Source organism: Shewanella waksmanii, assembly GCF_043643685.1.
Taxonomy (GTDB): domain Bacteria; phylum Pseudomonadota; class Gammaproteobacteria; order Enterobacterales; family Shewanellaceae; genus Shewanella; species Shewanella waksmanii_A.
The window spans coordinates 155,963-169,945 of sequence record NZ_JBHZSN010000009.1; the positions used below are offsets into that span (position 1 = coordinate 155,963).

General features: G+C 43.3%; 9 protein-coding genes. 3 read left to right on the forward strand and 6 right to left on the reverse strand.

The features are described from left to right. Nucleotides 1-41: 41 nt before the first annotated feature. Nucleotides 42-1,238, reverse strand: a complete 1,197-nt coding sequence (gene ackA / locus ACHUFW_RS14810) for an acetate kinase (RefSeq protein WP_394204110.1) — start codon at nt 1,236-1,238, stop codon at nt 42-44. Nucleotides 1,239-1,421: 183 nt separating this feature from the next. Between ackA and yfbV the strand changes: the two genes are divergently transcribed. Beyond that, entirely contained in the window at nt 1,422-1,865 is a 444-nt protein-coding gene (yfbV, locus tag ACHUFW_RS14815) for a terminus macrodomain insulation protein YfbV (RefSeq protein ID WP_394204111.1), read from the forward strand. A gap of 19 nt (nt 1,866-1,884) precedes the next feature. On the opposite strand, the gene pflA is transcribed toward yfbV, so the two are convergent. From pflA to focA, 3 genes are all read right to left on the reverse strand, one after another. Further along, entirely contained in the window at nt 1,885-2,625 is a 741-nt protein-coding gene (gene pflA, locus ACHUFW_RS14820; protein WP_394204112.1) for a pyruvate formate lyase 1-activating protein, read from the reverse strand. Nucleotides 2,626-2,714: 89 nt separating this feature from the next. Then, nucleotides 2,715-4,997 (reverse strand): formate C-acetyltransferase, encoded by a 2,283-nt coding sequence (pflB, locus tag ACHUFW_RS14825; RefSeq protein ID WP_394204113.1) that lies wholly within the window; start codon nt 4,995-4,997, stop codon nt 2,715-2,717. A 38-nt stretch (nt 4,998-5,035) separates the two neighbouring features. Beyond that, complete coding sequence (gene focA / locus ACHUFW_RS14830) at nt 5,036-5,908, reverse strand: formate transporter FocA (RefSeq protein WP_394204114.1); 873 nt, start codon at nt 5,906-5,908, stop codon at nt 5,036-5,038. 649 nt (nt 5,909-6,557) lie between these two features. Here focA and yfcC point away from each other — a divergent pair. Then, entirely contained in the window at nt 6,558-7,991 is a 1,434-nt protein-coding gene (gene yfcC / locus ACHUFW_RS14835) for a putative basic amino acid antiporter YfcC (protein ID WP_394204149.1), read from the forward strand. A gap of 410 nt (nt 7,992-8,401) precedes the next feature. Here yfcC and ACHUFW_RS14840 read toward each other — a convergent pair whose 3' ends face one another. Continuing rightward, nucleotides 8,402-11,047: a TonB-dependent receptor gene (locus ACHUFW_RS14840; RefSeq protein WP_394204115.1), complete on the reverse strand. Its 2,646-nt coding sequence runs from the start codon at nt 11,045-11,047 to the stop codon at nt 8,402-8,404. A 787-nt stretch (nt 11,048-11,834) separates the two neighbouring features. On the opposite strand from ACHUFW_RS14840, the gene ACHUFW_RS14845 reads away from it, so the two are divergent. Further along, nucleotides 11,835-12,482, forward strand: a complete 648-nt coding sequence (locus tag ACHUFW_RS14845; RefSeq protein WP_394204116.1) for a TetR/AcrR family transcriptional regulator — start codon at nt 11,835-11,837, stop codon at nt 12,480-12,482. 62 nt (nt 12,483-12,544) lie between these two features. Here ACHUFW_RS14845 and cysK read toward each other — a convergent pair whose 3' ends face one another. Beyond that, the gene (gene cysK, locus ACHUFW_RS14850; RefSeq protein ID WP_394204117.1) at nt 12,545-13,513 is read right to left on the reverse strand and encodes a cysteine synthase A; all 969 of its coding nucleotides are present in this window, start codon (nt 13,511-13,513) and stop codon (nt 12,545-12,547) included. Between the last annotated feature and the right edge of the window lie 470 nt (nt 13,514-13,983).

Below are 13,983 nucleotides of genomic sequence, written 5' to 3' on the forward strand. Positions count from 1 at the left end.
GGTAACCAGTTACCTCCAACTAAATCTGTTAGCTGTTAAAACTAGTTAAGTAGTGCAACGGCATCTTCAGCAATCACCCACTCTTCATTCGTGGGGATAACCAAAGCAACGGGACCGTTATCTGTCGAAATTTGTCCTTGCTTACCAAAACGTGCCGCTAAGTTACGGGCTTTATCTACTTCAAAGTTAAATATAGATAGTGCGTTAAGGACTTTCTCGCGAATAACATCTGAATTTTCACCAATACCACCGGTAAAGACGAGCGCATCTAAACGTCCAAGTGGAACGGTATAAGAAGCAATGTATTTCGCTAGGCGGTAACAGAAGATCTCAAGTGCTAATGTGGCGCCTTTATGACCTTTTTCATAACCCTCTTCAATACCGCGACAATCGTTGGTGAGTTCAGATATGCCCAATAGGCCACTTTGTTTATTCATTAAGTTATTCACTTCTTCAAGCGTATAACCTAAGCGGTCGACAAGGTGATAAATGATAGATGGGTCAAGATCGCCACAGCGTGTGCCCATAACTAGACCTTCAAGTGGTGTTAACCCCATAGAGGTATCGACACTTTTGCCGCCTTTAACTGCTGTTACTGAAGCACCATTACCTAAGTGTGCGCAAATGACATTGGTCTGTTCTAGTGGTTTACCTAGCGCTTTTGCTGCCTCTCGGCTTACAAATAAGTGGCTTGTACCGTGCATGCCATAACGGCGGATGCCATGTTCACGATAAAACTTATAGGGTAGGGCATAAACATAAGCTTCTTGCGGCATTGTTTGGTGGAAAGCGGTATCAAATACTGCCACCTGCGGCAGTTCTGGGAACGAGGCCTGCGCTGCTCTGATGCCGATAAGGTGCGCTGGATTATGCAGCGGTGCAAGTGCAGCACAATCTTCAATGCCTTGGACGACGCTCTCATCGATAACCACTGAGTGAGTAAACTTCTCGCCGCCGTGCACGACGCGATGACCAATGGCTTGGATTTGGCTGGCGATGTCAGGGTATCCGGCGAGGATGTTGTCAACGATGTATTCTACTGCTTCACGGTGAGCAGTAAATGCGCCTAAACTTGCGTCAAACTTATTGCCATCTACTTTCCATTTAATTCGTGAATCTTCAAGGCCAAAGCACTCTGCTAGACCTGAGATTTGATCTTCACCGGTTGCTGCATCAATGATGGCAAATTTTAAGGAAGAACTTCCACAGTTAAGAACCAGTACCAGTTTGTTTGACATGTTTAAAACCTTATACAAAGTAAGAATTTGTGTTGATTCATGCTGGTTTTCAATCGTTGCGCTAGCAGACCGAATAACTCCAATTGAATCGTCTTTGCTGCTTTACCAAATCCCTTTAGCCTTGGGGCTTCACGGCGGATTGTGCTAAGGTATAGGCAGTCTTTTAAAAGTTAGGTGCCGTTTTTGACCATTAATGTGTTTAAGACCATTGGCATGGGTCGTCGATATATGAAGACTTGGCCTATGGTGCGACAGCTAAGTTTCTACTTCCCTGAATATCGGGTGGTGCGCGCAACGCAGTTATCGATGCGTTTAATGCCGTTATTGGCAATTTTTGCCGCAGCTAGCCAGATTTATATTCATGGTTGGGCGTTTCTGCCTCAAGCTATCACTATCGCGTTATTTTTTATCAGTTTACCTATTCAAGGTTTACTCTGGTTAGGGTGGCGTGCTCAGCACCCGTTACCGTTAACTTTGTTTGACTGGTGTAACCAGTTGTCTAATAAGCTCAACACGATGGGCGTTTCAAGCAAACCTCTTGGGGCAAAAGCTTGTTACTATGACATGGCCATCGTATTGAAAATTGCATTTGAGCGCCTCGACAAGAGTTATTGGGAAGAGCTCTAATCTTATTTGTTCATCAAGCTTAGTAAATCGCTTCAATACCTGCATCGACAAAAACTTGTTTTATCGCTGCCATCGTTTCGCTGCTTGGGGGCGCGATATTATTTAACTGATATTGTTCTCCCATCGCTTCCCATTTATGTTTGCCTAATTCGTGGTAGGGCAGGAGTTCTACTTTTTCAACATTTGTCATTGGCTTAACTAGGTTGGCTAAGGCTTTGGCTGATTCAATATCATCCGTAAACCCACCGACAACCACGTAGCGTATCCACGTTTTTTGTTGGCGTTGGTGTAGATAGTGAGCAAATTGAAGGGTACGTTGATTGCTGACTTGTGTCAGTGCAATGTGCTTAGCATCATCGACCTGCTTTATGTCGAGTAAAACTAAATCGGTGTTATCTAACAAATCATCAATGGCTGGGGTGTACTTGCGCACAAAGCCGTTGGTATCTAAACAAGTGTGGATACCTTCCTGTTGGCAAGCTTTAAATAATTCGGCAACAAACTCAGCCTGAAGTATGGCTTCACCACCACTGGCCGTGACACCGCCGCCGCTGGACTCTAAAAAGGGTCGATAGCTGCGGATTTGATCCATCAATTCTTCAACTTCGACTTCGCGGCCGCCGTGAAGATCCCATGTATCACGATTGTGGCAATATTGGCAGCGCATCAGGCAGCCTTGCATAAAGGTGATAAACCTAATGCCTGGGCCATCAACTGTACCGAAAGACTCAAGGGAATGAATCCGACCTGTTACTGCCATTTTTACTCCAAGGTTTTAAAAAAGTAGGCTGTCCTAATTTAGATGACAACCTACTTTATTGCTACTAAAAGTCTAAGGTATTACTGATTTTAGAGCCCTTGCGTAAACGTACGTGTGATCACATCTTTTTGCTGTTCAGCGGTTAATGAGTTAAAGCGAACGGCATAACCTGATACACGAATGGTTAACTGCGGGTACTTGTCTGGATTAACAATCGCATCTTCAAGCATTTCGCGGTTCATCACGTTAACATTTAGGTGTTGTCCGCCTTCACGACTATCGCTATGGGCAAAATAACCATCCATCAATGCGGCTAAGTTGGCACGGCGACCGTCTTCATCTTTACCAAGTGCATTAGGTACGATTGAGAAGGTGTAAGAAATACCATCTTGTGCGTGGGCAAACGGCAATTTGGCTACTGAGGTTAATGAAGCCACAGCGCCTTTTTCGTCGCGACCATGCATTGGGTTGGCACCTGGGGCAAATGGCGCGCCAGCTGGGCGACCATCTGGGGTAGTCCCTGTTTTCTTACCATACACAACGTTTGATGTAATCGTCAGAATTGATTGCGTTGGAATCGCATCACGGTACATCTTCATGTGACGGATTTTACCCATGAAACGTTCAACAAGATCACTGGCAATGTCATCAACGCGTGGGTCATTGTTACCGAATTTAGGGTAGTCACCATCAATGTCAAAATCAACGGCAATGCCATTCTCATCACGGATAGGTTTCACTTTCGCAAATTTAATTGCTGATAGTGAATCGGCCGCAATAGATAAGCCAGCAATACCACAAGCCATGGTACGGCGCACGTCTCGGTCGTGCAGTGCCATTAGCGCAGCTTCGTACGAGTATTTATCGTGCATGTAGTGGATTGCATTTAGCGCAGAAACATACTGGGTTGCTAACCAATCCATCATTGAGTCTAGGCGGCCCATGACATCATCATAGCTGAGGACTTCATCGGTGATAGGTGCTGTTTTAGGACCAATTTGGGTTTTTAACTTTTCATCGACACCACCATTGATGGCATAAAGCATCGTTTTGGCCAAGTTAGCACGTGCGCCAAAGAACTGCATATGCTTACCAACAACCATAGGGCTAACACAACACGCAATGGCATAGTCATCTGAGTCGAAATCTGGACGCATTAAGTCGTCGTTTTCGTACTGGATTGAGCTGGTATCAATTGACACTTTTGCACAATACTTTTTAAAGCTGAGGGGGAGCTTCTCTGACCAAAGAACAGTGATGTTTGGTTCAGGGCTTGGACCCATGTTGTATAAAGTGTGTAGGAAACGGAAGCTAGACTTTGTCACCAAAGTACGACCGTCTAATCCCATACCAGCAATAGACTCAGTTGCCCAGATTGGATCGCCAGAGAACAATTCGTCATATTCTGGCGTACGTAAGAAGCGAACCATGCGTAACTTCATGACGAAATGGTCAACCATCTCTTGTGCTTCTTGTTCGGTGATTACACCGTTATTAATATCACGCTCGATATAGATATCTAAGAAGCTAGAAGTACGGCCAAGCGACATGGCTGCACCGTTTTGGCTTTTCACTGCGGCGAGATAACCGAAATAAGTCCATTGAATCGCTTCTTTCGCACTGGTTGCAGGTCCTGAAATATCAAAACCGTAACTCGCAGCCATCTGTTTCATTTGACCTAGTGCTTTATGTTGCTCGGCAATTTCTTCTCGAAGTTGCATGGTAGCACTAAGATCTTCGCCTGCTTCAAAACGTGGTTGTAGTGAACCAAACTGAGCAAACTTTTCCTGCATCAGGTAATCAATACCATAGAGTGCGATTCTGCGGTAATCACCAATAATACGACCACGACCATATGCATCTGGCAAACCGGTTAATACGCCAGATTTACGGCAACGCATAATTTCAGGGGTGTAGATGTCAAATACCCCTTGGTTGTGAGTTTTACGTAGCTCTGAATATACGTATTTAATGTTAGGGTCGAGTTCGCGGCCATAGGCAGCACAAGAACCTTCAACCATGCGGATACCGCCGTTAGGTAGCATTGCACGTTTTAGTGGCGCATCAGTTTGCAGACCAACGATGGTTTCTAAGTCTTGATTGATGTAACCCGCGTCGTGGGAAGTAATGGTAGAGACTTTATCAGTGTCAAAGTCGACAGGAGCGTGGGTACGGTTTTCCTGTTTGATTCCTTCCATCACTTTATCCCAAAGTGATGTCGTAGCAGGTGTTGCCTCAGCCAAAAAGTCTTCATTACCTTCATATGGCGTGTAGTTCAATTGGATAAAGTCACGAACGTTGACTTCTGTTTTCCAATCACCAGCGGCGAAACCTTCCCATGCTGCTAAAAATTTTTCAGTATTTTCGCTCATAGTATAAATACCTTAAGTTAAGAATTGGGTTACTACTGTTAGGCGTCGGAGCCACGTTTTTGCGTGGGGCGACGGTAAACAAACCAATAAGTCAAACCGACAAACAATGCACCACCAATGATATTACCAATGGTGACAGGAATGAGGTTAGCGAAGACAAATTGGCTCCAAGTTAAATCGGCGAATTGTGCTGGTTCGATACCAGCATGCGCCCAAAATTCAGTTGTTGCCACCTGCTTAGTGATGATGGCCATTGGAATAAGAAACATGTTTGCGATGCAATGCTCAAAACCTGCTGCAACAAACATGGCGACTGGTAAGATAACAGCGATAACTTTGTCGGTAACGCTTCTTCCTGCGTAACTCATCCATACCGCGAGACAGACCATGATGTTACACATGATGCCAAGGGCGATGGCTTGGGTAAATGAATGCTGTAATTTGGCTTGTGCAGTAGTGAGGTAGCCTAAGCCAAGTAGACCATGACCACTTTCATAATGTTTGGCCGCTATCATGAGTGCCACGAGTAACATCGCACCGATAAAGTTTCCAATATAAACGAGTCCCCAGTTTTTCAACATGGCGGCAAGGGAAACCCGATGACTTAATTTGGCGGTTAACGTGAGTACGCTAGAGGTGAATAATTCGCCCCCGAGGACTACAACGAGGATTAAACCAAGACTAAAGCAAAGACCGCCAATCAGTTTGTTTAGACCATAAGGTAATGACTGACCGCCTGCGGTGACAACCACATAGAAAATGAAAGCAAGCCCGATAAACAGTCCGGCGGTCATCGCCAACACCAATGTTGATGTTGTGTCTCTATTGACCTTAACGACAGCCGTATCTTCAACTTTCTGTGCTGTTGTTGCAGGTGTAATGGCGTCAAACGGGCTTGGACTGTTTTGCATCTCTAACCTTTCTCGTCCTTATTAATTGGTTTTATTAACCAATATAGATTTGATCGTTAGTTAAAGAAACCACTTAAAGTGTAAAGGGCTTCTATAGCACGCTAGTATAAATAAAATGTAATTTACTGTCGTGATCCTGATCACTTTAACGTGGTTATTATCACTTTTAATGTAATTAAATTACAATTTGAATTAACTGGCACACGCTGTAACATTAAATTGGTAAGACCAATTTACCGAGTAAATTCTAGCACACCAAGCATGCAGATACATCATTTTGTGTCGCTTAAATGCTCATCAAAATGATAAATTGAGAGCAAGGTAACATTTGTACAGTGTTGACTAATAAACATATCAGTTAATCGTGATGATCGCGAAAAAACACCATTGCTTTTGTCGGCGCGTATTAGTTGATATTGGGGGCGGATACCATCAGGTTGTGATTGAAAATAATCACTGCCAGGACTGGGATTGCTGGCATCAATGCTTTATATTTTGCGGTAAAAATAACACTCATAAAATCAATATGCCTACAACAACTCCAAGTAGTACGACATCGAGTACAAATTACAACGAAAAAAGCGCCACAACGCGTCAATTTCAGCTTCCTGATACATTGGTGATTATCTTTTTCGTGGCGTTACTTGCCATGATCTTGACTTATTTTGTGCCGATTGGTTCATTTAATATCCAAGAGGTTCAGTATGTCACTGATGGTGTTGAAAAAACTCGTACCGTTGTTGATCCTAGCTCATTTAGTTATCAAGTTGATGAGCAGGGTGAGCCAATCACCGAGCCTGTCTCGCTGTTTGCGGGTGGGGGCGGCATAGGCTTTTTTAACTTTGCATTTGAAGGCCTTGTATCGGGCTCAAAGTGGGGCAGTGCCATTGGGGTGATCATGTTTATGCTGGTCATTGGTGGTTCATTTGGCGTCGTTATGGCTACTGGTACGATCAATAATGGTATTTTAAAGCTTATTGATCGCACTCGTGGTAATGAGGCTGTGTTTATCCCTGTGCTGTTCAGCTTGTTTTCTTTGGGCGGGGCCGTATTTGGTATGGGAGAAGAGGCGATAGCATTTGCAATTATTATCTGTCCGTTAATGATACGCTTAGGTTACGATGGCATTACCACTGTTATGGTGACATATGTTGCTACTCAAGTCGGCTTTGCCAGCTCCTGGATGAACCCATTTAGTGTTGCCATTGCTCAAGGTATTGCGGGCGTTCCGGTATTGTCTGGTGCTGGCGTGCGGTCGTTAATGTGGGCCGGTTTCACCTTGATGGGATTAGCTTTTACTATGCGCTATGCCGCTAAAATAAGACGTGAGCCGCAATTATCCTACAGTTACCACAGCGATCAGTATTTTAGAGATAACCAAGACGATGCCGATATCAGTGCTCGATTTAATTGGGGCGATAAACTTGTCCTTGCCACGATCACATTGACGATTGCTTGGGTGATTTGGGGAGTGATTGCCCATGCGTGGTTTATTCCCGAGATCGCCAGTCAATTTTTCACGATGGGAATCGTGGTTGGCATCATTGCAGTGCTGTTTAAGCTCAATGGCATGACAGCAAATAAAGTTGCAGTCAGTTTTAAACAAGGTGCGGCAACCATGCTGGAGCCTGCAGTTCTGGTTGGTTGCGCGTCGGGAATCTTGATATTACTTGGTGGTGGAGATGCCACCCAGCCTAGCGTACTGAATACCGTACTGAATTCAGCCGGGCAATTTATTGGTCAATTGCCAGCCGTTTTTTCAGCATGGTTTATGTTGTTATTTCAATCAGTGTTTAATTTCTTTGTCACCTCAGGCTCAGGGCAAGCTGCATTAACTATGCCTTTGATGGCCCCATTAGCAGATATTGTGGGTGTGACGCGCCAAGTTGCTGTGCTCGCATTTCAATTAGGTGATGGCTTTACCAACATCTTGGTACCGACATCGGCGTCACTAATGGCGACATTAGGGGTGTGTCGTGTAGATTGGGGTGACTGGTTACGTTTTATTTGGCGCTTTATTCTGGCATTGTTTGTTGTATCGAGCGTGGTCGTAGTGAGTGCCCATTATTTGGGATTTGTATAGCAAAGCTTATTTGACTGAATAGACGGTCTTTGGCGATGCAAAGGCCGTGAATTGCTTGGGATTTGCTGATTCAACGCTTAATAATAAAAGTCACGAGGCTAGCAGCAAGCTGTTCAATTTTGGCTGCCAACTTCTTCGTTGAATAACTTCTCAATAGAACCACTGTTACTTAAGTTATTCGTCTCGAACTCGTTTGCCAAAAATAGCGCTGAGTAGATCACTTTCTTATGCTGATTGGTTTAACAGAAATAAGCGTGATTCTAACTAAACGTAACAGTCTATAAGTGGCGAGAGTATACAAGCGCAATAGTAAATAGCTTCGAGAGTTAGGCATCCGCTAACAAATGTTGCAAATCACGCAAAAAAAACGGCATCAGAAGATGCCGTTTTTATTTTTTAGATAAGTGAGGTTAGAACTTCACTTCACCTTCTAAGAACCACTCACGACCGCGAGCGTTATAAACTGAACGCTGGTAATGTGGCCAAGAAGTGATTGTTGGGTCAAAGTTTGGACCGGCATCAAACAGATTCACTACACCACCTTTTACAACGATTGAATCTGTGATGTTGTAACCAGCAGTTAGGTTCCAAGTCGTTTGAGAAGCAACTTCACCTTTAATAGACTCATAGTTCGCACCATGCATACGCGCAGTGTGGTAGGCACCAAGAGTCGTTTCTAGATCCTCAATGAACCAACCGACAATTAGGTTAGCACGATACTGAGGTAGACCACCGTTATCGATATCATCTTCTACTGGATCAGTTGGCGATAATTGGCTTTCTGATAACAGGATATATGTACCGTTAAAGTTAAGCTTTAGTTCACCAAAGTTGTTGAGGTCAAAGTTGTAACCAGCAGTTAAATCAATACCACGTACTTTTTGGAATGCTAGGTTTTGAGCAACAGCGTTCACATGAGTAATTGTGCCTTCAGCATCACGAGTTAGCATGTTTTCATACTGTTCGTATTCACGAGCTGCTTTGCTTGCGCTGATGTCACTAACCATGTCATCAAGTTTCCACTCCCATAAATCGAATGAAGCATTGAGTGAATCACCACCCCATACTGCACCGATATTCGCAGTGTAACCAGTTTCGGCTTCTAGCTCTTTGTTTGCACCTGTGGTTGTGTCGATGTGCAGCTCGTTACAGATCTCATTGATTTTTGGATCTGGGTGAGTCACACCTGGGGTTCCGCCAAGGGCTTGACATTGCTTGTAGTCAATTACTTGGGTAAAGCCATTAGTTGCATCGCCGTATACTCGGTGCATATCTGGCGCACGGAATACACTAGTCGCTGAGGCACGAACAAGTAGTTCATCCACTGGACGGTATTGAACAGTAACCTGTGGTGAAACGTTACCACCAAAGTCGCTGTATCTGTCATAACGTAATGCAGCATCAACAGTTAGTACGTCAAGTACTGGCATGCTTAGTTCAGCGTAAGTCGCCCAGTAAGAACGCTCACCAGCACCAGAAGAGCCACCAGTTGTTAGGATATTGCCTTTCGCTGATTCAGAATCTGATTCTGTTTGGTAATCTTGCTTAGTGTACTCAGCACCTGCTGCGAACATAACGTCACCTGCAGGCAGTTCAAATGCCACCCCGGTAATATTCGCTTGTACGTTTTTCTGAGTAGACTGTGCTTTTTCAAATGGCGTGTAAGAAGCGGCTTCAACGTCTTCTTGGCTCATGTTTTTAAGCAGAGAGTTACCATTGTCACCAGCAGTGATGTAGTCAAACATGCCAGCAACAGTTGCATAACCACCACGGAAAACATCTACATTGGTGCGACCATAGTTGATTGATGCATCCCAGTCATACTCTTCAGCAATAACGCCTTCAAGGCCAGCAGTAAAGAAGTAGTTGCGGGTTTTGGTTTCGCCCATACGATTGCTAAATTCGTGTAGACGGCGCACGTAGTAGTAGTCACCATCTTCTGCGTTAGCAAAGTCTCCGCCTAAAGCGGTTGATTTATCAGTGAAGGTTTTGCTTAAATCGCCAGCAGATACAGTAACATTATTGCCATCAACATTGATGTCATAATCGTTAATCGCCATTGGCTCAATACGAGTTGTTGATTTCGCTTCAGCAAAGTCTAAACGACCTACGAAGTTAATGTCATCGACAATTTCATAATTAAAGTTGGTTGAGCTGATGAAGCGCGTGCTTTCTGGTTGAAGGTCACGCCACTCTGAACGGTCAAAACCACAGATGCTACGCGCGCTATCCCAGAACCAACCGCCGGCTGTACACTCTTCAGCAGTTAGAGAACGAGCTCCGCTACCACCAGCAATACGAGCACCGTATGAGCTGTACTGCGAGTATTCACTGTGTGGTACTTTATCGGTGTGTAAACCGAAGTTTTCACGATCAGTCGCTTTTAGTTGCTCGTTGTCAGTAAATTCGATGAAAGTTGACACGTTACCACGATCAGATGAGGCACCTAAAGATAGCGCGATACGATCGCTTGCGCCGCCGCCGTTAGTGGTATCACCGTGACGGTATTTAAGTGCAACACCTTCAAAATCTTTCTTTAGAATGATGTTAATTACACCACCAACCGCATCAGCACCGTATACAGCTGAACCACCAGATTGTAGTACTTCAATACGTGCAACAGCTTCCATTGGAAGGTTAGCGGTATCAACGAAGTTATCGGTACCACCAGCAGGTTTCGGATATTGATTTAGGCGTTTGCCGTTAATCAGCGTTAGAGTACGACTCGCGCCAGCGCCCCGTAAGCTGATTGAAGATGCAGCAGGTGTAAAACCGTGTACAGACTGAGTAGTCATAGCACTTGTGGTAGAAGTTAAACTTTCTAGTGCATCTTGAATAGTGGTGAAGCCTTGCTTTGCCATATCGTCAGCGCTTAGTACGGTAACTGGCGTAGCGGTTTCCATGTCAGTACGTTTAATACGTGAACCGGTCACTTCAATGCGTTCTACGCTATCTTCTTCGGCTGCAATAACCATTGGTGAACTGAGTGCTGCTGTTGCTGCACCGCCAATCAACGCAAAGCGAACTGCTTTTGCTAATACAGAGTTGGACTGCATGTTTTCTCCCTGACACTTATTAAGTGTTCAATATGTTTATTTTTATATAGGTAAGAATCATTATCGTTACAGTTTGATAATAACTTTTACCAGGGGATCGATATAACCACACAGATTTGATTGCTGCAACATGGTGTTCACAGATGTATTGGTATTGCATTTAAATAAAAATAAAACATTATTTTAACCAAAATAATACAAGTGAACAAAAGTGGAGCAAATATGTTTAAAAAAGGTTTCAATTGTTAGTTGGTTGTTTTTATAATGTCGATACAAGTTGTATCAAAATGCATCTTCCTGTATCAAAAGGCGGGCACTATGTTGCACTAAAGTTGCATAAAAAAGTTGTTTTTTTTGTTTTATTGGTTAATAAGTGAGCTATTTTGGTGTTCTATGTCTCACAAATTGTATCTGGTAATACTAAATGCTGATTGGTGTGCGATGTGGCTTTTGTCCGTTATTGTTAATTTATTGTTGAAATGGGAGGGTTAAATACTGAGTCTTGTTATTTTGAGACTGAATGGTAATACGGCTATTCTTGAGAGTAGGTGAAACTAATTAATGGGTAATTTTTATCCGTTGCTGTTTTTTTTAATTATTTAGCTTTTATTGTTATGAGTTGAATTTAGTATTTTATCGGCTCTTATTGTTAGGCTTGTTGGTTAATTTGTTGGGTTGGTTGTTTGAACGGTTTAAATGCCTATCCCTCGTTTATGGGAAATGATTCTAGCCTAAAATGATAAGAGAATGTTATCTTAGACGCTCAAGCTAGCGTAAAGGGCATACTGTGGAACACGGTTTACAATACCTTGGTAAACAAACATCGAGAAGTGATGGTGAGACGCGTCGTATTGCGATATTGGAAGCGACATTACGTATTGTAGTGCGTGAGGGCATTCGAGGAGTTCGGCATCGTGCGATAGCAAATGAAGCCCAGGTTCCGCTGGCGTCGACGACTTATTACTTCAGTGATATCAAGATCCTCATCAGCGATGCTTTGACGTACTTTGCAGAAAAAACGTTGTGGATGAACAAAGCGCTTGAAGAAAGTGCATTTGCGATGCTGGATGGGCTTGAAGAGTCTCCTAATCAAGTGAGCAAAGAGCATGTTGTTGAAGCATTGAGTCAAATGATTTGTACTCATATTATTGAGCAAGTGAATCACAGAGATGACAGGATTTTAGAGAGCGCCTTTCATGAGGAGGCGTTGCGCAATAAACAGTTGGCCGATGCGATAAAAATTCTCGATGATAGCTTTATCGGCACCATAGAAAAGTTTTTTGTGCAGTTAGGCTCACCAGAGCCTCTGGCAGATGCTCATCAAGTGTTAGCGATTATTAAGCTAACTGAATATCAAGCGATTACCCACCGAGCATTAGACGCTGCGCTGTTGAATCAGGTGGTGACAAGAACATTAAGCAATATTCTAAACTGACTGTAATATAGATAGTAAAAAGCCCTGCAAGTGCAGGGCTTTTTTATCTAAACAAGCTTTGTTTATTGAACGTTCTCAGCGTCACCAAACTGTCCTTGGAATAGAACAGAAGAGAGATAACGTTCTGCTGCAGATGGTAAAATAACCACAATGTTTTTATCAGCAAACTCTGGTAGCGCCGCAATACGGTTAGCTGCAACCACAGCTGCACCTGAAGAGATACCCACTAAGATACCTTCTTCTTTCATTAAACGTTGCGCCATTTCGATAGCATCTTCGTTGCTCACTGCTTCTACGCGATCAACCATTTCTAGATCTAAGTTGCCTGGAATAAAGCCTGCACCAATACCTTGAATTTTGTGTGGTCCAGGTTGTACTGTTTGACCCGCTAAGGTCTGGGCAATGACGGGAGAATCTACAGGCTCAACCGCAACCGAAGTAATTGCTTTACCTTGTGCATTCTTGATGTAACGGCTAACACCAGTAATTGTACCACCAGTACCAACACCCGCTACAACCACATCAACGCTTCCATCTGTGTCATTCCAAATTTCAGGTCCGGTTGTTTTTTCATGAATTTCAGGGTTAGCTGGGTTATCAAACTGCTGTAATAACACGTACTTTTCTGGAGCTGATTGACGAATTTCTTCAGCTTTGTCGATAGCACCTTTCATTCCTTTAGCACCGTCGGTCAACACTAAGTTAGCGCCCAAGGCTTTAAGTAGTTTACGACGCTCAAGACTCATGGTGTTTGGCATTGTAAGCGTTAATTTGTAACCACGTGCAGCAGCAACATAGGCTAGTGCAATACCAGTATTACCTGAAGTAGGTTCAATAAGCTCTTTACCTTGAGTGAGTGTGCCTTTTTTCTCGGCATCCCAGATCATATTTGCACCGATACGACACTTCACACTAAAGCTTGGGTTACGTGCTTCGATTTTTGCTAATACATTGCCATTGCTGACACGGTTAAGTTTAACAAGAGGGGTATGACCAATCGTGTGTGAATTATCTTCGTAAATTTTGCTCATGGGTTGCTTGCTCCTTTTTTGTATAGCTAAATCATAGTTCGGTTTAAGCGCTTGAGAAATGCTAGTTTCATCTTCTTTATTCCATTTAGTTATTAACACATGCATTTCTATTAACAATCTTGACATTTCAGCTTGCAGCTTATACTTAAGGTATTGTTAATATTGGGAATGCCTAGTCTTATTTCATAGGCTTGAGCGAGTGTTTGCGGTGCTTCGGTAGCTTTAATTTGCCGGTTTAACTGCTATATGAAGCTTAAATAACAAAGGTGCCTCCAATTGGAATTTTTGTTCATTCATAGGGAGGTGATTATCCGAACTTAACCGGATGTTTCTCTAACAATGAGGTGCGAGGTAAGCCGTGACAAAATTAAATCATGTTGATGTTACATTTTTTGGTTAGAATCATTGCTCTATGTCAATCAACTGCTGGTGAAAAGTTGATTTAGTGATACAATTTAAGCCATTAATGG

Coding starts and splice junctions, on each gene's coding strand:
- ACHUFW_RS14840 (WP_394204115.1), bottom strand. CDS start 11,047: ATGCAGTCCAACTCTGTATTAGCAAAAGCAGTTCGCTTTGCGTTGATT.
- ackA (WP_394204110.1), bottom strand. CDS start 1,238: ATGTCAAACAAACTGGTACTGGTTCTTAACTGTGGAAGTTCTTCCTTA.
- yfcC (WP_394204149.1), top strand. CDS start 6,558: ATGATCTTGACTTATTTTGTGCCGATTGGTTCATTTAATATCCAAGAG.
- pflB (WP_394204113.1), bottom strand. CDS start 4,997: ATGAGCGAAAATACTGAAAAATTTTTAGCAGCATGGGAAGGTTTCGCC.
- focA (WP_394204114.1), bottom strand. CDS start 5,908: ATGCAAAACAGTCCAAGCCCGTTTGACGCCATTACACCTGCAACAACA.
- pflA (WP_394204112.1), bottom strand. CDS start 2,625: ATGGCAGTAACAGGTCGGATTCATTCCCTTGAGTCTTTCGGTACAGTT.
- cysK (WP_394204117.1), bottom strand. CDS start 13,513: ATGAGCAAAATTTACGAAGATAATTCACACACGATTGGTCATACCCCT.